The 19074-nt window shown below is 64.8% G+C and carries 17 protein-coding genes; 8 read left to right on the top strand and 9 right to left on the bottom strand.

What is annotated here, in order from left to right:
• Positions 1–10 precede the first annotated feature (10 nt).
• From ppc to Q2M23_RS29090, 3 genes are all read right to left on the bottom strand, one after another.
• Positions 11–2818 carry a phosphoenolpyruvate carboxylase gene (gene ppc, locus Q2M23_RS29100; RefSeq protein ID WP_316397877.1) on the bottom strand — a complete coding sequence of 936 codons (2808 nt, stop codon included), beginning with the start codon at positions 2816–2818 and terminating at the stop codon, positions 11–13.
• A gap of 292 nt (positions 2819–3110) precedes the next feature.
• Positions 3111–4655, bottom strand: a complete 1545-nt coding sequence (locus Q2M23_RS29095; RefSeq protein ID WP_316397854.1) for an acyl-CoA synthetase — start codon at positions 4653–4655, stop codon at positions 3111–3113.
• A 138-nt stretch (positions 4656–4793) separates the two neighbouring features.
• The gene (locus Q2M23_RS29090) at positions 4794–5606 is read right to left on the bottom strand and encodes a crotonase/enoyl-CoA hydratase family protein (protein ID WP_253640322.1); all 813 of its coding nucleotides are present in this window, start codon (positions 5604–5606) and stop codon (positions 4794–4796) included.
• A gap of 100 nt (positions 5607–5706) precedes the next feature.
• Here Q2M23_RS29090 and Q2M23_RS29085 point away from each other — a divergent pair, with 100 nt between their 5' ends.
• The gene (locus Q2M23_RS29085; RefSeq protein WP_225641612.1) at positions 5707–6582 is read left to right on the top strand and encodes an SDR family oxidoreductase; all 876 of its coding nucleotides are present in this window, start codon (positions 5707–5709) and stop codon (positions 6580–6582) included.
• A gap of 241 nt (positions 6583–6823) precedes the next feature.
• Complete coding sequence (locus Q2M23_RS29080) at positions 6824–8404, top strand: fatty acid--CoA ligase (protein ID WP_316397852.1); 1581 nt, start codon at positions 6824–6826, stop codon at positions 8402–8404.
• A gap of 149 nt (positions 8405–8553) precedes the next feature.
• On the opposite strand, the gene Q2M23_RS29075 is transcribed toward Q2M23_RS29080, so the two are convergent.
• Positions 8554–9033 carry a GFA family protein gene (locus tag Q2M23_RS29075; protein ID WP_316397851.1) on the bottom strand — a complete coding sequence of 160 codons (480 nt, stop codon included), beginning with the start codon at positions 9031–9033 and terminating at the stop codon, positions 8554–8556.
• Between the two features lie 15 nt (positions 9034–9048).
• A complete protein-coding gene (locus Q2M23_RS29070) occupies positions 9049–10323 on the bottom strand; it encodes an acyl-CoA dehydrogenase family protein (protein WP_316397850.1) in 1275 nt (424 codons plus the stop codon).
• Positions 10324–10543: 220 nt separating this feature from the next.
• Between Q2M23_RS29070 and Q2M23_RS29065 the strand changes: the two genes are divergently transcribed.
• The gene (locus Q2M23_RS29065) at positions 10544–11323 is read left to right on the top strand and encodes an enoyl-CoA hydratase-related protein (RefSeq protein WP_076827202.1); all 780 of its coding nucleotides are present in this window, start codon (positions 10544–10546) and stop codon (positions 11321–11323) included.
• 191 nt (positions 11324–11514) lie between these two features.
• On the opposite strand, the gene Q2M23_RS29060 is transcribed toward Q2M23_RS29065, so the two are convergent.
• From Q2M23_RS29060 to Q2M23_RS29050, 3 genes are read right to left on the bottom strand one after another with little or no spacing between them, the layout of a single operon-like run.
• A complete protein-coding gene (locus tag Q2M23_RS29060) occupies positions 11515–11886 on the bottom strand; it encodes a DUF6285 domain-containing protein (RefSeq protein WP_316397849.1) in 372 nt (123 codons plus the stop codon).
• 60 nt (positions 11887–11946) lie between these two features.
• Positions 11947–12930, bottom strand: a complete 984-nt coding sequence (locus Q2M23_RS29055) for a phosphotransferase family protein (RefSeq protein WP_057015739.1) — start codon at positions 12928–12930, stop codon at positions 11947–11949.
• Positions 12927–13718 carry an enoyl-CoA hydratase/isomerase gene (locus Q2M23_RS29050; RefSeq protein WP_018270541.1) on the bottom strand — a complete coding sequence of 264 codons (792 nt, stop codon included), beginning with the start codon at positions 13716–13718 and terminating at the stop codon, positions 12927–12929. The genes Q2M23_RS29055 and Q2M23_RS29050 overlap by 4 nt, the downstream gene beginning before the upstream one ends.
• A 151-nt stretch (positions 13719–13869) precedes the next feature.
• Here Q2M23_RS29050 and Q2M23_RS29045 point away from each other — a divergent pair, with 151 nt between their 5' ends.
• From Q2M23_RS29045 to Q2M23_RS29025, 5 genes are all read left to right on the top strand, one after another.
• Positions 13870–14652, top strand: a complete 783-nt coding sequence (locus Q2M23_RS29045) for an SDR family oxidoreductase (RefSeq protein ID WP_316397847.1) — start codon at positions 13870–13872, stop codon at positions 14650–14652.
• A gap of 345 nt (positions 14653–14997) precedes the next feature.
• Entirely contained in the window at positions 14998–15375 is a 378-nt protein-coding gene (locus Q2M23_RS29040; RefSeq protein WP_057015741.1) for a VOC family protein, read from the top strand.
• Positions 15376–15550: 175 nt separating this feature from the next.
• Positions 15551–16825, top strand: coding sequence for an acyl-CoA dehydrogenase family protein (locus Q2M23_RS29035; protein WP_057015742.1), 1275 nt, complete (start codon positions 15551–15553; stop codon positions 16823–16825).
• A gap of 292 nt (positions 16826–17117) precedes the next feature.
• Complete coding sequence (locus Q2M23_RS29030; protein ID WP_316397845.1) at positions 17118–17732, top strand: flavin reductase family protein; 615 nt, start codon at positions 17118–17120, stop codon at positions 17730–17732.
• Positions 17733–17743: 11 nt separating this feature from the next.
• A complete protein-coding gene (locus Q2M23_RS29025; RefSeq protein WP_050386047.1) occupies positions 17744–18019 on the top strand; it encodes a GNAT family N-acetyltransferase in 276 nt (91 codons plus the stop codon).
• 68 nt (positions 18020–18087) lie between these two features.
• On the opposite strand, the gene yghU is transcribed toward Q2M23_RS29025, so the two are convergent.
• Positions 18088–18966 carry a glutathione-dependent disulfide-bond oxidoreductase gene (gene yghU, locus Q2M23_RS29020; protein ID WP_076827192.1) on the bottom strand — a complete coding sequence of 293 codons (879 nt, stop codon included), beginning with the start codon at positions 18964–18966 and terminating at the stop codon, positions 18088–18090.
• Between the last annotated feature and the right edge of the window lie 108 nt (positions 18967–19074).

Genomic DNA, 19074 nt, shown 5'->3' with positions numbered 1-19074 from the left:
GACACTGTGGCTAGCCGCTATTCCGCAACCCCGCCGAGATCCCGTTGATCGTGATCTGAATCCCGCGCAGCACCTGCTCGTCCGGGTTCTGCGCGCGATACTCCTTCAACAGCTCGACCTGCACGTGATTGAGCGGATCCATGTACGGGAAGCGGTTGCGGATGCCGCGCTCCAGCAGCGGGTTGCCCTGCAGGAGCCGGTCATGCCCCATGATGTCGAGCAGCGTCTCGATCGACAGGTGCCATTCGCGGCGGATCTGGCCGAAAATCTTCTCGCGCAACGCGACGTCAGGCACCAGCTCGGCATAGCGCGAGGCGATCGCGATCGAGCTCTTCGCCAGCACCATATCCATGTTGGAGAGCAGCGTGCGGAAGAACGGCCATTCCCGATAGAGCTCCTGCAGGAACGCCATGCCCTGCTCCGGATGCTCTGATATCCAGCTCTCGACCGCGCTGCCGAAACCATACCATCCCGGCAGCATCAGCCGGCATTGCGCCCAGGAGAACACCCACGGAATGGCGCGCAGGTCCTCGATCTCGCGGGTCTTCTTGCGCGAGGCCGGGCGGCTGCCGATGTTCAGCGTCGCGATCTCGTTGATGACGGTCGAGCCCCAGAAATAATCGGCGAAGCCTTCGGTCTCATAGACAAGGCCGCGATAGGCCTTGAAGGCGAGCGCGGAAATCTCCTCCATCGCCTTGAGATATTCGGGGCGCGGCGCGCTCTGCCGAGGCTGCAGCAGGCTGGTTTCCAGCGTTGCAGCCGCGAGGATCTCCAGATTGCTGCGGCCGACCTCGGCATTGGAATATTTCGACGAGATGATCTCGCCCTGCTCCGTGATGCGGATCTGGCCGTTCACGGCGCCGCCGGGCTGCGCGATGATCGCGTCATAGCTCGGGCCGCCGCCGCGGCCGACCGAACCGCCGCGGCCGTGGAACAGGCGCAGCCGCACGCCGTGGCGCTCGAACACCTCGACGAGGCCGATCTCTGCCTTGTAGAGCTCCCAACCCGAGGTGACGAAGCCGCCATCCTTGTTGCTGTCGGAATAGCCGAGCATCACCTCCTGCACGCTACCGAGACTGTCGACCAGCTTGCGATAATCGTGCAGCACCAGCATGCGGTCCATGATGCCGCTGGAGGCCTGCAGATCCTCGATGGTTTCGAACAGCGGCACGATGTTGACGGCGCTGCGGCCGGACGGATTGACGAGCCCGACCTCCTTCAGCAGCACCGCGACCTCGAGCATGTCGGACATGCCCTGGCACATCGAGATGATGCATTGGGAGATCACCTCCGGCCCGAACCTGGCATGCGCCTCGGCCGCGGCTCGGAACACGGCGAGCTCGCTCTGGGTCTCCTCGGAATATTTCACGAAGGGCGAGGCCATCGGCCGTGCATTGCGCAGCTCGCCCAGCAGCAGGCTGACGCGGGCGTCCTCGCCGAGCGCCAGATAGGACATCCCCGGATTGGCGGTGTCGAACAGTTCGGCGATGGTGCGCTCGTGCACCGCCGAGTTCTGGCGGATGTCGAGTCGCGCCAGATGGAAGCCGAAGCAATCCACCGCCCGCCGCAACAGCCGCAGCCGGCCGCGCGCGATCACGCTGGAATTGTTCGCAATCAGCGAGCGGTTGAGCACGTCGAGATCGGCCTGGAATTCCCTGGCGCGCGCATAGGGCTCGGCCTTGCCGACCGGCGGCCGCGTGGTCTCGACCTCGAGCCGGGAGGCTGTCGCCGCAAGTCTCGCATAGATGCCCGATACGGCCAGACGATACGGCTCGCCGCTGCGATGCGGTGAGGTGTCGGGCGAACGCCCGGCGAGGCTCCGCAGCTCGTCCGAGACGTCGGCGAGATGCGCCGCCAGCGACAATTCGGCGCCAAGCGCATGCAGCTCCTCGAGGTAGAAGTTGAGCGCCTGGCTCGACTGCAGGCGCAGCGTGCCGCGCATCACCTCCGCGGTGACGAAGGGATTGCCGTCGCGATCGCCGCCGATCCAGCTTCCCATCCTGAGGAAGGAAGCGAGTTCGCCGGCCTCGCCACCCTCCTTGTTCAGGCGATCCTCCAGCGCGCAATGCAGCCGCGGCACCTCCTGCAGGAAGGTGTAGTCGTAGAACGACAGGCCGTTGGCGACCTCGTCGAGGACGGTCAATTTGGTCCGGCGCAGCAGATTGGTGTGCCACAGCGTCACCACGGCGCGGCGAAGCTGCTCGTCGCTGGCCTCGCTTTCGTCCGGCGTCATCTGCAGCCGCTCGCGGCGGTCGAGCAGATCCGCGATCTCCATCTCGCGATCCATCGTGCTCTTGCGGCGGACCTCGGTCGGATGCGCGGTTAATACCGGGCTGACGAGCGCGCTCCGGAAGAAGCTGCGCAAATCGGCCGGGCTGATGCCGGCCTGGCGGGCATGCACCAGCGTCTGTTCCAGCGTGCTCGGCCGCGGCGCCCCGCTCGGCCCGCGGCTGCGCATCTGGCGGATGTTGTTCTGGTCCTCGGCGATGTTGGCGAGATGGGAGAAATAGCTGAAGGCGCGGACGATCTGCAGCGTCTCGGCAATCGACATGCCGTCGAGGATGCTCTCCAGTTCCCGTCGCGCCAGCTTGTCCTCGTCGCGATGGAAGCGAACCGAGGTCTGGCGGATGCGCTCGACCAGGTCGAATACATCGGCCCCTTCCTGGTCGCGCACGGTGTCGCCGAGGACGCGCCCCAAAAGGCGGATGTCGTTCCGGAGCCGCGCATCCTCCTCCTGCGCAGTCGCTTCCAGAAGGCTGGCCTCTGCGGCACGCTTGGCGCGGATTTCGGTCTCGGACGGCATGGTCTGGGGAGGCATTACCTGGGGAGACATGGCTCGGCTACTCCGGAGGCTGCCCGGCTCCTCCCGAGTGTGCGCTTTTTTTGCCGCAGCGCAAGATGAACTTGGTGGCGGTGCACACTCACCAACGCCGTCCCGGCGAAAGCCGACCCATAACCACCGGCGGCTGCGGTCGAAGCAAGCTGGGGCTACTGCAGCGCGCAACACGGAGATTGGTGGTTATGGGTCCCGGGTCGCGCGGAGCCTGTCATCGGGCGGCGCTTCGCGCCGACCCGTTGGCTTGCCCGGGACGACGGCGAGTTTTGTGGCGCTAGATCCTCCGCCCCGCTCGCTCCCAATACGGATCGCGCAGCCGGCGCTTGAAGATTTTTCCGGAATCCTCGCGCGGCAGGCTGGTCTGGATCTCGATGTGCTTGGGCACCTTGTAATCGGCGAGCGTGGTCTTCAGCTGGGCGCGGACGGAGGCGATGTCGAGCGCGACGCCGGGCTGCGGCTCGACCACCGCCATCAGCGCCTCGCCGAACTCGGCATCGGGAATGCCGAACACCGCGCAGTCGTGCACGCCGGGGACGGCATGCAGCACCGCCTCGATCTCGGCCGGATAGATGTTGACGCCGCCCGAGATCACCATGTCGCGCTTGCGATCGCAGATGAAGACGTAGCCGTCGGCATCGATATAGCCGACGTCGCCCGAGGTGATGAATCCCTGCCGGTCGATCTCGGCGCGCTTCTCGGCCTTATTGTGATAGGTGAAATCGGGATTGCCCTTGATCCGCGAATAGATCTCGCCGATCTGGCCCTGCGGCACCTCCTTGCCGTCGTCGCCGATGAAGCGCAGCTCGGCACCGGGCGAGATCTTTCCGACCGTGCCGGGCTTCTTCAGCGCGTCCTCGGAATTGGCGAAGGTCACCGCGCCTGACTCGGTCGAGCCATAGAATTCATAGATCACCGGCCCCCACCATTCGATCATGGCGCGCTTGACGTCGGGCGGACAGGGCGCGGCGGCATGGATGATGTGACGCAGCGATGACATGTCGTACTTGCGGCGCACCTCCTCGGGCAGCTTCATCAGGCGGATGAACATCGTCGGCACCATGAAGATGGTGTCGATCCGCTCGCGCGCGATCAACTGCAGAAACTCCTCCGCGTCGAAGCGCGGCATGAGCACCAGCGCGCCGCCGAGCTTGCCCGAGCGCAAGCCGAAGGAATTCGGCGCGGAATGGTAGAGCGGTCCGGGCAGGATCGCGCGTGCACCGGGCTTCAGGCCGTAGATCATCGCGCGCATTGCTTCCGCATTGGCGGTCTGCTCCGGCGTCGGCGCGAAGCGGCGCACGCCCTTGGGATGGCCTGTGGTGCCCGAGGTGTAGATCATGTTCTGCGGCTGCGGCACCACCGGGCCGTCATAGCGCGGGAACTGCGCCAGCCAGGCTTCGAAATCGATCGCGAAATCCGGTGTCGCCAGATGATCGGGATTGATCTTGTAGTTGGCGAGGATTTCCGGTGGCGTCGGCACGCTGAGCACGATGACGCCGGGCGGGATCGCGCCGCGCAGCGGATGCAGCATGTCGGCATGACCGATCAGGACGCGCGTGCCGGAATCCGTCAGCACATAGTTGATCTCCTCCGGCTTGAAGTGCCAGTTGATCGGCACGCCATAGGCGCCGAGCCGCATCGCGGCATAGGCAGCCTCGATGAAGGCGATGTCGTTGCGCATCAGCATGCAGACGCTGTCGCCCGGCTTGACGCCGAGCCCGCTGAGGCCGCTGGCAATACGGTCGGCGCGCTCGGCCACTGCAGCGTGATCGCGCCGGCGACCGCCGCTGACGATGCCGAGGAAGGGCTGGGACGTTTCCATTGTCGTTGTCCGATCTTTCGTCGGGTTAAATGTCATTCCGGGGCGCGCAGAGCGCGAACGCGGAATCTCGAGATTCTCCGGTGCGCAATTGCGCACCATGGTTCGATGCTGCGCACCGCTGCGGAATGACTGCGGTCGTTACCCCGCATCCACAAACCTTGGCGCGCGCTTCTCCAGATTGGCGCGCACGGATTCGGTCTGGTTCGGGTTGCCGAGCAAGTTCTGCTGCTCGACCGATTCCGCGAGCAGCGCGGCCGCCGGGTCGACCGACAGATTGTTGAGCATGCGCTTGGCGGCACGGATCGCATCCGGGCTCTTGCCGGCGATCTCGCGCGCGACTTCGAGCGCCGCGGCGCGCGGGTCGTCGCAGACGCGGGTGGCAAGGCCGTAACTTTGGGCCTCCTGCGCCGAGAAGATGCGACCGGTATAGGTGAGCTCGCGCAGGATGTCGTCGCGCACGAGGCTCGCCAGAATCGGCGTGCCCGCCATGTCGGGCACAAGACCCCATTTGATTTCCATGATCGACATCCGTGCATCCTGCGAGAGGAAGCGCATGTCGGCGCCGAGCGCGAGCTGGAAGCCGCCGCCGAACGCGACACCGTGGACCGCTGCGATCACCGGCACCGGAAGCTGGCGCCAGCCCCAGACCGCCTGCTGCGGGAAATTGGCCTTGCCGTGGGTGCGGACGGTGAGATCGCGCTTCTCGCCGCCCGGTACTCCGTTACCGCCATCCTTCATGGCGGCGAAACGGCCCATGTCGAGCCCGGCGCAGAACGCCCGGCCCTCGCCGGACAGCACCACCACCCGAACGGCTTTTTCCCTGGAAAGCCGGTCGGTTGCGGCCACCAATGCCTCGAACATCGCGGCGTCGAGCGCGTTCATCTTGTCCGCCCGCACCAGGCGGACATCGGCGATACCGTCCGAAATCGATATCGAAACGCGATCTTCCATTGAAATCTCCTCCGCTGTTCCTTGTTGGCGCTTTACAGAAAGGCCGTTGTCCGCTTTTAGTCAATCGACCAATTAACTGACAACCCCCGTGGAGGAAACGATGTTCTCTGATCAGCTTCTTGCCGGGCGGCGCATACTGGTAACCGGTGGTGGCACCGGCCTCGGCAAGTCCATGGCCTCGCGGTTCCTGCAGCTCGGGGCAGAGGTGCATATCTGCGGCCGCCGCAAGAGCGTCTGCGACGAAACCGCGACCGAGCTGATGGCCGAGTATGGCGGGCGCGTGGTCAGCCACGGCGTCGATATCCGCAACGCCATGGCGGTCGACGAGATGATCGAGGCGATCTGGACCACCAGCGGCCCGCTGACCGATCTGATCAACAACGCCGCCGGCAATTTCATCTCGCGCTCGGAAGAATTGTCGCCGCGCGGCTTCGATGCGGTCGCCAACATCGTGATGCACGGCACCTTCTACGTGACGCACGCGGTGGGCCGGCGCTGGATCGCCGGAGGGCATCGCGGCAACGTGGTGTCGATCACCGTGACCTGGGTGCGCAACGGCTCGCCTTACGTGGTGCCATCGGCGATGAGCAAGTCGGCGATCCACGCCATGACCATGTCGCTCGCCATCGAGTGGGGTCGTCACGGCATCCGCCTGAACACCATCGCGCCCGGCGAGATCCCGACCGAGGGCATGAGCAAGCGCATCAAGCCCGGCGACGAGGCCGGTGCGCGCACCAAGGCGATGAACCCGATGGGCCGCGTCGGCACCATGGAGGAATTGCAGAACCTCGCGGTGTTCCTGATCTCCGGCGGCTGCGACTGGATCAACGGCGAGACCATCGCCATGGACGGCGCGCAGGCGCTCGCGATGGGCGGCAATTTCTATCAGCTCCGCGACTGGAGCGACGACGACTGGACCAAGGCGCGCGAGTCGATCAAGGCGCAGAACGAGAAGGATCGCGCGGCGCGGGGCTGAGGCCCGCGCTTGCTCCTCAATCACTACTGTCGTCCCTGCGAAAGCAGGGACCCAAACCACCGCTGCGCGTTGTTGAGCTCGTTGTGGCCCCAGCGTCGCGCCACATACAGATTCGTGGTTATGGGTCCCGGCCTTCGCCGGGACGACGATGTTGAAACAGCGCGGCCAATTCCTCCGTATTGTTTTTCCCGCGCGATGCCGCCACACTCCGTGCAACCAAAACAAGACGTCACGGGGGAACATGTCCGACGCGCAGAAACTAACCAATCTTGCCGACATGGTGCGCGAGCGCGCCAAGAGCCGCGGCGATGCGCTGGCCTATGAATTCGAGGGACGGCAAACCAGCTTCGCCGGGTTCGACATCAAGACCAACCGCGTCGCCAACGCGCTGATCGCGATGGGCGTCGAGAAGGGTGAGCGCATCGCCTATCTCGGCAAGAACAGTGACTTCTATTTCGAGCTGTTGATGGGCGCGATGAAGGCCGGTGTGGTGATGGCGCCGGTGAACTGGCGCCTTGCAGGCCCCGAAGTCGCCTTCATCGTCGACGACTGCAAGGCCCCCGTCCTGTTCGTCGGCCCCGAATTCATCACGCAGGCGCGCAACATCCGCGACAACCTGCCGAGCGTTCGCACCATCATCACGACCGAGGGCGGCGCGCCGGAATGGCCCGACTTCGTCGCCTGGCGCGATGCGCAGGGCGGCGACGACCCGCGCGTTGCGATCGAGCCGAAGGACATCGCGATCCAGCTCTACACCTCGGGCACGACGGGCAAGCCGAAAGGCGCGATGCTGTCACACGCCAATTTCCTCAACCTCGTGCAAAGCGGCAACGAGGCCGAGAAGCCGGAGTGGAACCGCTGGACCACCGACGACGTCTCGCTGGTCGCGATGCCGATCTTCCACATCGGCGGCTCCGGCTGGGGCGTGATGGGCCTCTATCACGGCGCCCGCGGTGTAATCGCGCGCGAGTTCGACCCGACCAAGGTGCTCGACTTCTTCGAGCAGTCCGGCATCACAAAGCTGTTCATGGTGCCGGCGGCGATGCAGTTCGTGGTGCGGCAGCCGCGCGCGCGGCAGGTCGACTTCTCCCGCCTGAAATACATGCTCTATGGCGCCTCACCGATTCCGGCGGCGCTGCTGAAGGAGTGCATCGAGGTCTTCAAATGCGGCTTCGTGCAGATGTACGGCATGACCGAGACCACCGGCACCATCGTCGCGCTGCCGCCGGAAGACCATATCGAAGGGCTCGACCGCATGCGCTCCGCCGGCAAGGCGCTGCCCGGCATCGAGCTTGCGATTCTCGATCCGGACGGCAAGCCGCTGCCGCCGGGCGAAGTCGGCGAAATCGCCACCCGCTCCGGCTCCAACATGGCCGGCTACTGGAATCTGCCCGAGGCCACCGCGCGCACCATCGACAGCGACGGCTGGCTGCGCACCGGCGACGCCGGCTACATGGACAAGGACGGCTATCTCTACATCCACGACCGCATCAAGGACATGATCATCTCCGGCGGCGAGAACATCTATCCGGCCGAGGTCGAGAGCGCGCTGTGCGACCATCCGGACGTGGCGGAAGCCGCCGTGATCGGCATCCCCGACGACAAATGGGGCGAGGCGGTGAAGGCGGTGGTGGTGATGAAGCCGGGAAAGACTGCGACCGCGGCCGACATCATCAACTTCACGCGCGAGCGGATCGCCGGCTACAAGACACCGAAATCGGTCGACTTCATCCCGGCGCTGCCGCGCAACCCGTCGGGCAAGATTTTGCGGCGGAGCCTGCGTGAACCGTATTGGGCGGGCAAGGACCGGCAGGTGAATTAGCCCTCGCTGTCGTCCCGCGAAGGCCGGGACCCATAACCATCGTTGTTCATTGTCTGTCGACGCTGGGGCCACATCTCGTTCAACCAATAGCCGACTGTGGTTATGGGTCCCTGCTTTCGCAGGGACGACGGTGGAGGGAGTGTCGCACTTCACTTCTTCCCCGTCCTCTCCCGCAAGACGCGCCACCGCTCCTGCGCCTCTTTCGGCCAGACCTCTTTCCGATCGTAATACTCGGCGAACACTTTCGCGCCCGGCGGGAACGTCACCCAGGGCTGCTTCGACGAGGTGAAGATGTGAGCATCCGGCGGGCACTGGCTCGGATCATCCAGCGTGCCGACGCGGACGAAGCGTACCGCCGGTCCCGCGCCCGGATAGTTGCTCCACACCGCGACCTTGCAGATGGAGCAACGCGCGATCTTCTGTCCCTTGCCGCTCGCCGAGGGCGTGTCGACGATCTCGGGCTCGGCCGCGATATGCTCGACCCGCTCGGCCTCGTACAACGCGTTGAGCGCGTGCACGGTGCCGGTCTCGCACTGGCACCAGGTGCAGTGGCAGGCGTGCACGATCAGCGGCCTGCCGGTCAGGCGGTAGCGGACGTTTCTGCAGGTGCATCCACCTTCCATGCTCATGCCGCCTCCTCTGCGTTAGTGCTTGCCGGCTCCCATGTAGCCGAACAGGAAGCCCGCCACCTTGCGCTTCTGGATCTCCTCGCTGCCTTCCGTGATGCGATAGCGGCGGTGATGGCGGTAGATGTGCTCGAACGGCTTGTGGCGCGAATAGCCCATGCCGCCATGCACCTGCATCGCGCGGTCGGCGGCTTCGCAGCACAGACGGTTTGCCCAGAAATTGCACATCGAGACCCGGTCGGACAGCGTGTGCTCGACCTGCGCCTGGGTCAGTTGATCCATCTCCCAGGCGGTCTTGCGGATCAACAGCCGCAGCATCTCGCCCTGGGTCGCGAGCTCGACCAGCGGCCACTGGATCGCCTGGTTCTCGGCCAGCGCCTTGCCGAACGGCTTGCGCTCGCGAGCATATTTCACGCTCTCATTGATGCAGTACACCGCGGCGCCGAGCGAGCTCGCCGCCTGGCGGATGCGGTTCTCGTGCACGAAGCATTGCGCCAGCGACAGGCCGCGGCCGACCTCGCCGAACTGCGCATCCTCCGGCACGAACACATCGGTGAAGCTGACCCGCGGATGGTCGGTCGGCATGTTGAAGGTCCACATATACTCTTCGACCTTCACCCCCGCCGATTTCGCCGGCACCAGGAAGCAGCTGATGCCGCGCGCGTCGCCGTCATTGCCCGAGGTGCGGGCAAACAGCGCACAGTGGGTGGCGACATGCATGCCTGTCGTCCACATCTTCTCGCCGTTGATGATCCAGCCCTTGACGTTGTCGCGCGTGGCCTGAACCGCTTTGGTTTCCATATGGGTGGCGTCCGAGCCGTGCTCGGGCTCGGTCAGACCGAACGTGATGCGGTACTTGCCGGTGATCGAGCCGTCGATCATCGCCTTCTGCTCGTCGGTTCCGTAGCGGTCGAGCATGGTCACGATCGGCAGATTGCCGACGATCGAGTGTTCGTTCTGCAGGTCGTTGTGCAAACCGAGACCCTTTGAGGCAAAATGTTCGCGGATCACGGCCATCCACAGGTTGGAGCCGTCCTTGCCGCCATAGCGCTTCGGGATCGCGAAGCGCAGATGGCCGGCGGCATCGGCCAGGTTCTTGGCCTTGCGCAGCAAGAGCTCCCATTCATGGCGCGGCAGGCCGCCCTTGTCGAAATCGGTGCGCGCCCATTCACGGCGATGGTCGAAGAAGCGGATGTTGTCGTCAGCCTCTTCCAGCGGCTTGATCTCGCGTTCGATGAAGCGATCGAGCTCAGCGAGATAGGCTGTCAGGTCAGCCGGCAAGTTGAAATCCAAGGCGGTCTCTCCCGGAAATATTGTTGATTCTGATTTTGCGTCTAGACGCTGTCGCGCATCCGCGTTCGGATCGATTAAGGTGAGAAGCCTGTCGCCAAGTCAAGCAGGCGAGCGAGGCTTGCACGCGCGGTCGCCTTGCGTAATTGGATGGCACGGAACGACGCGCAGGCGCTAGGATATCAGCAATATTCTTCGCCGCAGAAAATCGACGGGAGCAAACATGGATCTGAAATTCTCCAAGGTGACGCGCAGGGGTCCCATCACCATCGTGACGCTGTCGCGGCCCGAGGTCTACAACGCGCTGCATATCGACGCGCATTTCGAGCTCAACAAGGTGTTCGACGAGTTCTCCGCCGATCCCGAGCAGTGGGTCGCGATCGTCACCGGCGCCGGCGACAAGGCGTTCTGCGCCGGCAACGACCTGAAATGGCAGGCTGCCGGAGGCAAGCGCGGCTGGGACAAGGGCGGCTTCGCCGGCCTGACCACCCGCTTCGACTGCGACAAGCCGATCATCGCCGCAGTCAACGGCGTCGCGATGGGCGGCGGCTTCGAGATCGCATTGGCCTGCGATCTGATCATCGCTTCCGAGAATGCGACCTTCGCCCTGCCCGAGCCGCGCGTCGGCCTCGCTGCGCTGGCCGGCGGCCTGCACCGGCTGCCGCGCCAGATCGGGCTGAAACGCGCCATGGGCATGATCCTGACCGCCCGCCATGTCAGCGCCAAGGAAGGCCTCGAACTCGGCTTCGTCAACGAGGTGGTGCCGCAGGGCGAGGCGCTGGCAGCCGCCGAGCGCTGGGCCGAGACCATCACCAAGAACTCGCCGATGTCGATCCGCGCCTCCAAGCAGGCGATCCAGAAGGGTCTCGAAGTCTCGCTCGAGCAGGCACTGGCCGAGCAGCGCGACTATCCGGCGGTGAAGGCGATGGCCGCCTCGCAGGATTACATCGAGGGCCCGAAGGCGTTTTCGGAGAAGCGCCCGCCGAAGTGGCTGGGGCGGTAGCACGTCCCTTCTGTCATTCCGGGGCGATGCGAAGCATCGAACCCGGAATCTCGTCATTCCGGGTCTGGTGCTGACGCACCATCCCGGAATGACGGCAATCCTCTCATGACGACGTAGGATGGGTAGAGCGTAGCGAAACCCATCGAGGCTTGGCGCGTGGTCCTGATGGGTTTCGCTTCGCTCTACCCATCCTACTTTCCGAGCTCCCGCTTGTAGGACGCGTAGTTCGGCTGGTCGACGGCGAGCTTGTCCATCGTGGTCTGCCAGAGATGCTCCGATAGCCCCGGCGTTTTCAGATCGACCTCGCCACCTGCGATCTTCTCCGACAGCACGCGGTTCAGCTCCATCAGCGTCCCGTCGGTGCCCAGCAATTGCTTCAGCCGCGCGGCCTCGGTCGCATCGCCGGCCTCGGCGAGCGCGAGCTGCCGCGTCACCAGGTCGAGCGCGTTGATGCCGACGCGCAGCTTGAAGCCGTGGTGCCCCTTGATCGCGGGCGCGATCTCGCTGCGCAGGAAGTCGGCGACGGCCTTGATCAGTTCGGTGGGTGTCGGTTCGTCCTGCATGTCACTTGCTCTCTTTCTTGCGCATGATCGATTCCGAAGACCGGTCTCCACGTTCCGGGATCATGCGCGCGGCGCCAGCAACCGCAGCAGATCGATCTCGGTCTCCGACGCGCGCCGCCCGATCATCGCGCGCTCCATCGAGTGATCCGGGCCGCTTCGGAAGCGCTGCATCATGCCGCAACACATCACGCCCCAGCGCAGCGTGCCCATCACTTCCCAGAACATCACGCGCTCGGGGTCGGCCCTGCGGCCGGCTTCCTCATAGCCCGCGAACAAATCTTCGCGCGTGCCGAAACCGCCGACCGGCTTGTCGATCTCGCCGAAGCGCCATGAGTTGACGCAGATCCATCCGAGATCCTCCATCGGATCGCCGGTATGCGCGAGCTCCCAGTCGAGCACCGCGCGCACCCCGTCGGGACCGATGATCAGATTACCGTGGCGGAAATCGCCATGCACCAGCGTCGTCTCCGACGACGGACCGGGATCGTGATCGCGCAGCCAGCGCAGCGCCAATTCGAACACCGGCCGCGGCCAGTTGAAGCTGTGATACTCGCGGGAGAGATCCTCGATCTCCCTGGTCGCGGTCAGGCTGCGCAGCTTCGGCAGCTTGGCCTTCGGCAGGCCATGGATGCCGGCGATGACGCGGCCGAGCTGGCGGGCGAGAATCGGCCGCGCGCCGGCAAATCCCTCGTCGCGCAAAATTTTCCGCGCGATGGTCTCGCCTTCGACCCGCGCCATGATGAAGCCGCGGCCAAGGCCGTCCTCCGGCCTCAAGACATGCATCACCTTCGGCGACGGCAGGCCCGCGTCATGCGCGAGCTGCATCAGCGTCGCCTCGGCATCGAGGCCGGCGGCGCGGCCCGGCGCGGCACCGTAGCCCGGCGGCGCGCGGCGCAGGATCGCGCCGACAGTGCCGTTCGGGTGCACGATGTCGAACGACCAGGTCTCCTGGCTGGCGCCGCCGGAGAGTTTTGCGGCGCCGGTGACGCCGGTCGCGCCGGGATGAAACGAGGCGACGCAGCGGGTGAGTTCGGTCTCGATCATTTGCCCTTGAACTTCGCCGGCCGCTTCTCGAGGAATGCGGTGACACCTTCCTTGAAATCCTCGGCGCTGCCGGCAAGGCGCTGCGACTCGAATTCCAGATTGAGCTGATCCTCGAGGGTATTTTCCGGGCTGTCCCAATAGAGCTTGCGGATCAGCGACAACGCCACCGTCGGGCCGTTGGCGAGATCGTGCGCGAGCTTCATGGTTTCTTCCATCAGCGCGGCGTCGTCATAGACGCGGTTGACGAGACCCCACTCCAGCGCCTTCTCGGCCGGCAGCCGCTCGCCGAGCAGCGACAGCTCGACCGAGCGCGCCTTGCCGATCAGCCGCGGCAACAGCCAGGTCGAGCCGCAATCCGGCACCAGGCCGATGCGGCGGAATGCCTGCAGGAAATACGACGAACGCGCGCACAGGATGAGGTCGCCCATCAGGGCGAAGCTCATGCCGGCGCCGGCGGCCGGGCCGTTCACCGCCGTCACGATCGGACAGTGCAGCTTACGCAACCGACGCAGGAACGGATGGAACGCGGTTTCCAGCGCCGCGCCGGCATTGCTCTTGCCGGGCTTCTGCTGGTTGCGGCCCTGCAGGTTGGCGCCGGTGCAGAAAGCACGGCCCGCGCCCGTAATCACTAGGCAGCGCACCTCGTCGCGCTTGTCGTCGATCGCATCGAGTGCCTCGGCAAGCCCGCCCAGCATGTCGATCGAGACCGCGTTCATGACTTCCTGGTGGTCGAGCCTCAGGATCGCGACTGATCCGTCGAAGTCGAGCGTGACGTGCTTGAACTGCATGGTTTCCTCTTCACGTTGTTTCGGCGGTGGGTACCGCGGTAGGTCGATGCTTCGACCCATATTTGATTTTTGTGCCGGGCTTGTCCATGGTCGGCGGCAAGCCCATCCGTGAACGCGTGATTAGCGCGCACCAAACCAAATGGAAACCCCAATGAGTGGCATCTTCGATCTCACCGGCCGCGTCGCTGTCATCACCGGCGGCAATGGCGGCATCGGCCTCGGCATCGCGCAGGCGCTGAACGCTGCCGGCTGCAACGTCTCGATCTGGGGCCGCAACGCGGAAAAAAACGCCAACGCCGCGGCCTCGATGAAGGCCGGCCCCGGCAAGGTCGCGACGCAATTCTGCGACGTCAGCGATCCCGGCTCGGTCAGGACCGCGATGAAGGCGACGCTGGACACCTTCGGCCGCGTCGACGGCTGCTTCGCCAACGCCGGCATCGGCGGCGGCGGACGTAGAGCCTTCATCGACCGCACCCAGGAGGAATGGCGCAAGATGTTCGCGACCAATCTCGACGGCGTGTTTCACGTATTCCAGGCTGCGGCACGCCACATGACCGACCGCGCCGAGGCCGGCGACAAGTTCGGCCGGCTGGTCGCCACCTCGAGCCTCGCCTCGCTGTTCGGCACCGCGCGCAACGAGCACTATGCCGGCACCAAGGCGGCGCTGAACGCGCTGTGCCGCGCACTCGGCGTCGAGCTCGCGCGCCACGGCGTCACAGCGAACGCGATCCTGCCCGGCTGGATCAAGAGCGACATGACCGCCGGCATCATGGCCAACGACAAGTTCGTCGCCAATGTGATGCCGCGCATCCCCCTGCGCCGCTTCGGCGAGCCGAGCGATTTCGGCGGCATCGCCGTCTACATCATGAGCAAGGCGTCGTCCTATCATACGGCGGATTGTTTTGTGATCGACGGCGGGTACACGGCGTTCTAGCCCGGCTCTTGCCGCATCAACGCCGTCGTCACGGCGAAGGCCGGGACCCATACGCCGCGGCGGATGTTGTGAACGGGACTCGTCGTACCAGCATCGCACCACAAATGACATCGGTGGTTATGGGTCCCGGCCTTCAACGGGACGACGCTGAATATGTGGCGCGCGGTTGAGTCATACATCCGCACCCTCGCGGCGCAGTTGCGCGGCGTGGAATGACGGCCGGAGAGCGACGGATAGAACAACGCGCGACGCAGCGTCGCTTCCGTCGCGGCAAAACTGCTGCTAGCGTTTGAGCCGCAAGGGACGCAATGAGGCGGCTTTTAACAAGCAGGGAGGATATTTCAGATGTTTTCACACGTGATGGTTGGCACCAACGATCTCGACAAGGCCAAGGCATTTTATGATGCGCTGCTTGGCACGCTTGATGTCCGGCCGGCCCGGGTTGACGGTCACCGCATCATGTACCTCACCAAGGCCGGCATTTTCATGGTGTCCAAGCCGATCAACGGCGAACCGGCGACGCATGCCAATGGCGGCACGATCGGCTTTGCCTGCTCTTCGCCGGAGCAGGTCCATGCCTGGCACGCGGCCGGCGTCGCCAATGGCGGCAAGCCTTGCGAGGACCCGCCGGGCGTACGGGAAGGTTCTGGCGTGAAGCTCTATCTCGCCTATCTGCGCGACCTCGACGGCAACAAGATCTGCGCGATGCATCGGATGAGCTAACCGGCGTCCGCCGGACTCTTTTCACGCTGTACGCGGCGGCGTTCAAACAACGTTTGAAACGCCGTCGCGAAATTCCGCGATGCGGTAGCGGTGATCGGAAAATCGGTACTCGCGCTTCGCGTCGCACGCGTCTATTGTCCGCCGCGAAACGCGCCTTCGCGAGGGAGAAAAGACAGTGAAACATGCCTATGTGCCGCGCACCACGAACTACACGCTCAGTCCAGGCGACGAGCTCAATGACCTGCGCATGTCGGACAAGGTCCGCCCGCTCTACGACCATGTGAAGCAGTTCATCCGCGACACGGTCGACCCGATGTCGGTCGAGTTCTATCGCGCCGGCGAGAAGAAGACCAACCGCTGGAGCTTCACGGACGAGCAGCTCGCGATCCTGCAGAAGGCCAAGGACAAGGCCAAGGAAGTCGGCCTCTGGAACTTCTTCCTGCCCGATGCAGAAACCGGCGAAGGCCTCAACAACCTCGACTACGCCTACATCGCCGCCGAGCTCGGGAAGAGCCCGCTGGCCTCCGAGACCATGAACTGCTCGGCGCCCGACACCGGCAACATGGAGGTGCTGGAGCGCGTCGGCACCAAGGCGCAGAAGGAGAAGTGGCTGAAGCCGCTGCTCAATGGCGAGATCCGCTCGGCCTATGCGATGACCGAGCCGAACGTCGCCTCCTCCGACGCCAAGAACATCTCGACCACCGCAAAGCTCGTCGGCGACGAGTGGGTGATCAACGGCGAGAAGTATTACATCTCCGGCGCCGGCGATCCGCGCTGCAAGATCATGATCGTGATGGTGAAGACCAATCCCGACGCCGCGCCGAGCAAGCAACAGTCGCAGATCCTGGTGCCGATCGACACCCCCGGCGTCGAGATCCTCGGGCCCATGCACGTGTTCGGCCACGACCACGCGCCGCGCGGCCACATGCATCTGCGCTTCAACAATTGCAAGGTGCCGAAGGAAAACATGCTGCTCGGCGAAGGCCGCGGCTTCGAGATTTCGCAGGTCCGCCTCGGACCGGGCCGCATCCATCACTGCATGCGCACCATCGGCAAGGCCGAGAAGGCGCTCGACATGATGGTGCAGCGTGGCCTGACCCGCGAGGCCTTCGGCAAGAAGATCGCCCATCTCGGCGGCAACATGCAGATCATCGCCCAGGCGCGTTGCGAGATCGAAGCGATGCGGCTGATGGTGCTGAAGGCGGCCAAGGCGATGGACGTGCTCGGCAACAAGGAAGCCCGCGTCTGGGTCTCGATGGTCAAGGCCATGGTGCCCGAACGCGCCTGCAAGCTGATCGACCAGGCGATCCAGATGCACGGCGCCACCGGCATCTCGCAGTGGTCGCCGCTCGGCGAAATGTACCAGGACGTCCGCCATCTCCGCTTCGCCGACGGTCCGGACGAGGTGCACTGGATGGTGGTCGGCCGCCACGAACTGAGCATGCCGTAGTCGCTTCTTCTCCTTCTCCCCGCTCTTGCGGGGAGAAGGCCGGGATGAGGGGCTGCCTCCGCAAGCACGGTGAGAGATAGTCTCGCGGAGAATCCCCCTCACCCGGATCACATCTGACGATGCGATCCGACCTCTCCCCGCAGGCGGGGCGAGGTAAGGGAAGAGCGCTCCAAGGAACAAACAAGCAAGTCTGCAAGGCGGGTTCGCGCGAGCGTGTCCCGCCTTTTGCTTTGCGGTCCGCTCGCGGCGGGTTACCCTTCGCTAACCCGCCCTACGAACTTCCGGACATCCCATGGAATATTCCCCAAGCGACCTCACCCAGCGCGAACGCTACAAGGTGCTGACCTCCTTCGTGCTGCCGCGGCCGATCGCCTGGGTGACGAGCACGAGCGCGGACGGCGTGGTCAATGCGGCGCCGTTCTCGTTCTTCAATGTGTTCTGCGAGGATCCGCCGCTCTGCATGTTCGCGGTCAACCGCAGGCCCGACGGCCGCGAGAAGGACACGTTGGTCAACATCCAGCGTCTCGGCGAATTCGTGGTCAACCTGACCGACGAGCCCCTGGCGCAAGCGATGCATGAGACCTCCGGCGACTTCCCGCCCGAGATCGGCGAGCCCGATTATCTCGGCCTCAAGCTCGCGCCCTCAAGCAAGATCGCAGTCCCTCGCCTCGCCCAGGCGCCGTTCGCGATGGAGTGCAAGACCTGGAAGCTGATCGACGTCAATGGCGACCGCCAGCTGATCATGGGCGAAGGCATCCATTTCCACATCCGCGACGAATTGTGGGACCGCGAGGCGATGCGCGTCCACATGGAGCGCTACCACCCGATCGGCCGCATGTTCGCCGACCGCTACTGCCGCACCGACGACCGCGTGGTGTTTCCCGCGGCCGAGGGCACAAAGAAATAGAGGATCAGACAATGAGCGAAACATTCCGCGACAACGAAGCGCAGAGCCGGTTCGAGCTCGCCGTCGACGGCTCAACCGCTTTCGTGGTCTACCGAAAGACGCCGGACACGATCACGCTTGTGCACACCGAGGTGCCGCCGGAGCTTGGCGGCCGCGGGATCGGCTCCAAGCTCGCACGCGCCACGCTCGACGCCGTCCGCGCGCAGGGCATCAAGCTCGTCGTGAAATGCGAATTCATCCAGGGCTTCATGAAGAAGCATCCGGAGTATGACGATCTGTTGGGGTGATCGCAGGGCGGGTTGGCAAAGCTGTCATTTCGTCATGGCCGGGCTTGTCCCGGCCATGACGCGTTTCGTCACGACGCCACCGGCTCGCCGATCTTGTCCTGCGTCTTCGTTTCGAAATCGCTGGCGTCGTGGCGCTCATGGAGCTGGCTCGACGGCTCGCCCCAGGTGCGGTTGACCATGCGTCCGCGCTTCACCGCGGGCCGTGCCGCGATCGCATCGGTCCAGCGCTGCACGTTCTTGTAGTCCTGCACCGAGAGGAATTCGCCGCCGCCGTAAAGCAGACCCTTGGCGAGGCTGCCGTACCAGGGCCACACCGCCATGTCGGCGATGGTGTAGACATCGCCCGCGAGATACTCGTTGTCGGCGAGCCGGCGGTCGAGCACGTCGAGCTGGCGCTTCACCTCCATCGCGAAGCGGTCGATGGCGTATTCGATCTTGGTCGGCGCATAGGCGTAGAAATGGCCGAAGCCGCCGCCGAGATAGGGCGCGGCGCCCATCTGCCAGAACAGCCAGGAGAAGGTTTCGGCGCGGGTCTTGACGTCGGTCGGCAGGAACGCGCCGAACTTTTCCGCGAGGTACACCAGGATCGAGCCCGATTCGAACACCCTGATCGGCTCCTTTCCGCTGCGGTCCATCAGCGCCGGAATCTTCGAGTTCGGATTGACCGCGACGAAGCCGCTGCCGAACTGGTTGCCGTCGATCTTGATCAGCCAGGCGTCGTATTCCGCGCCCTTGTGACCCGCCGCCAGCAGCTCTTCCAGCATCACGGTGACCTTGACGCCGTTCGGCGTCGCCAGCGAGTAGAGTTGCAGCGGATGGCGGCCGACCGGCAGTTCCTTGTCGTGGGTGGGACCGGCGATCGGCCGGTTGATGCTGGCGAAGCGCCCACCGCTCTCCTTGTTCCAGGTCCAGACTTTCGGCGGCTCGTAGGCAGGAATGTCATTCACGTCGTTGGCTCCCGATTCATGTTCTTGCCAGGTGGCGCGGCGGCGCCGTGCCCATCCCCATGTCCGCACTAGATGGTGCGCGGGCTGCGCTTTGCCCACCCCGCGGAT

The organism is Bradyrhizobium sp. 33ap4, assembly GCF_032654765.1.
Taxonomy (GTDB): domain Bacteria; phylum Pseudomonadota; class Alphaproteobacteria; order Rhizobiales; family Xanthobacteraceae; genus Bradyrhizobium; species Bradyrhizobium australafricanum.
Note: the sequence above shows the minus strand (reverse complement) of the source record. Positions and strands in the feature narration are given on the sequence as shown.

Bases quoted from the DNA above. Each gene is read 5' to 3' on its own strand.
- Q2M23_RS29045 (WP_316397847.1), top strand. From the start codon at position 13,870: ATGAGTGGCATCTTCGATCTCACCGGCCGCGTCGCTGTCATCACCGGC.
- Q2M23_RS29090 (WP_253640322.1), bottom strand. From the start codon at position 5,606: ATGGAAGATCGCGTTTCGATATCGATTTCGGACGGTATCGCCGATGTC.
- Q2M23_RS29050 (WP_018270541.1), bottom strand. From the start codon at position 13,718: ATGCAGTTCAAGCACGTCACGCTCGACTTCGACGGATCAGTCGCGATC.
- Q2M23_RS29065 (WP_076827202.1), top strand. From the start codon at position 10,544: ATGGATCTGAAATTCTCCAAGGTGACGCGCAGGGGTCCCATCACCATC.
- Q2M23_RS29095 (WP_316397854.1), bottom strand. From the start codon at position 4,655: ATGGAAACGTCCCAGCCCTTCCTCGGCATCGTCAGCGGCGGTCGCCGG.
- Q2M23_RS29085 (WP_225641612.1), top strand. From the start codon at position 5,707: ATGTTCTCTGATCAGCTTCTTGCCGGGCGGCGCATACTGGTAACCGGT.
- Q2M23_RS29030 (WP_316397845.1), top strand. From the start codon at position 17,118: ATGGAATATTCCCCAAGCGACCTCACCCAGCGCGAACGCTACAAGGTG.
- Q2M23_RS29025 (WP_050386047.1), top strand. From the start codon at position 17,744: ATGAGCGAAACATTCCGCGACAACGAAGCGCAGAGCCGGTTCGAGCTC.
- Q2M23_RS29060 (WP_316397849.1), bottom strand. From the start codon at position 11,886: ATGCAGGACGAACCGACACCCACCGAACTGATCAAGGCCGTCGCCGAC.
- ppc (WP_316397877.1), bottom strand. From the start codon at position 2,818: ATGCCTCCCCAGACCATGCCGTCCGAGACCGAAATCCGCGCCAAGCGT.
- Q2M23_RS29040 (WP_057015741.1), top strand. From the start codon at position 14,998: ATGTTTTCACACGTGATGGTTGGCACCAACGATCTCGACAAGGCCAAG.
- Q2M23_RS29075 (WP_316397851.1), bottom strand. From the start codon at position 9,033: ATGAGCATGGAAGGTGGATGCACCTGCAGAAACGTCCGCTACCGCCTG.
- Q2M23_RS29080 (WP_316397852.1), top strand. From the start codon at position 6,824: ATGTCCGACGCGCAGAAACTAACCAATCTTGCCGACATGGTGCGCGAG.
- Q2M23_RS29055 (WP_057015739.1), bottom strand. From the start codon at position 12,930: ATGATCGAGACCGAACTCACCCGCTGCGTCGCCTCGTTTCATCCCGGC.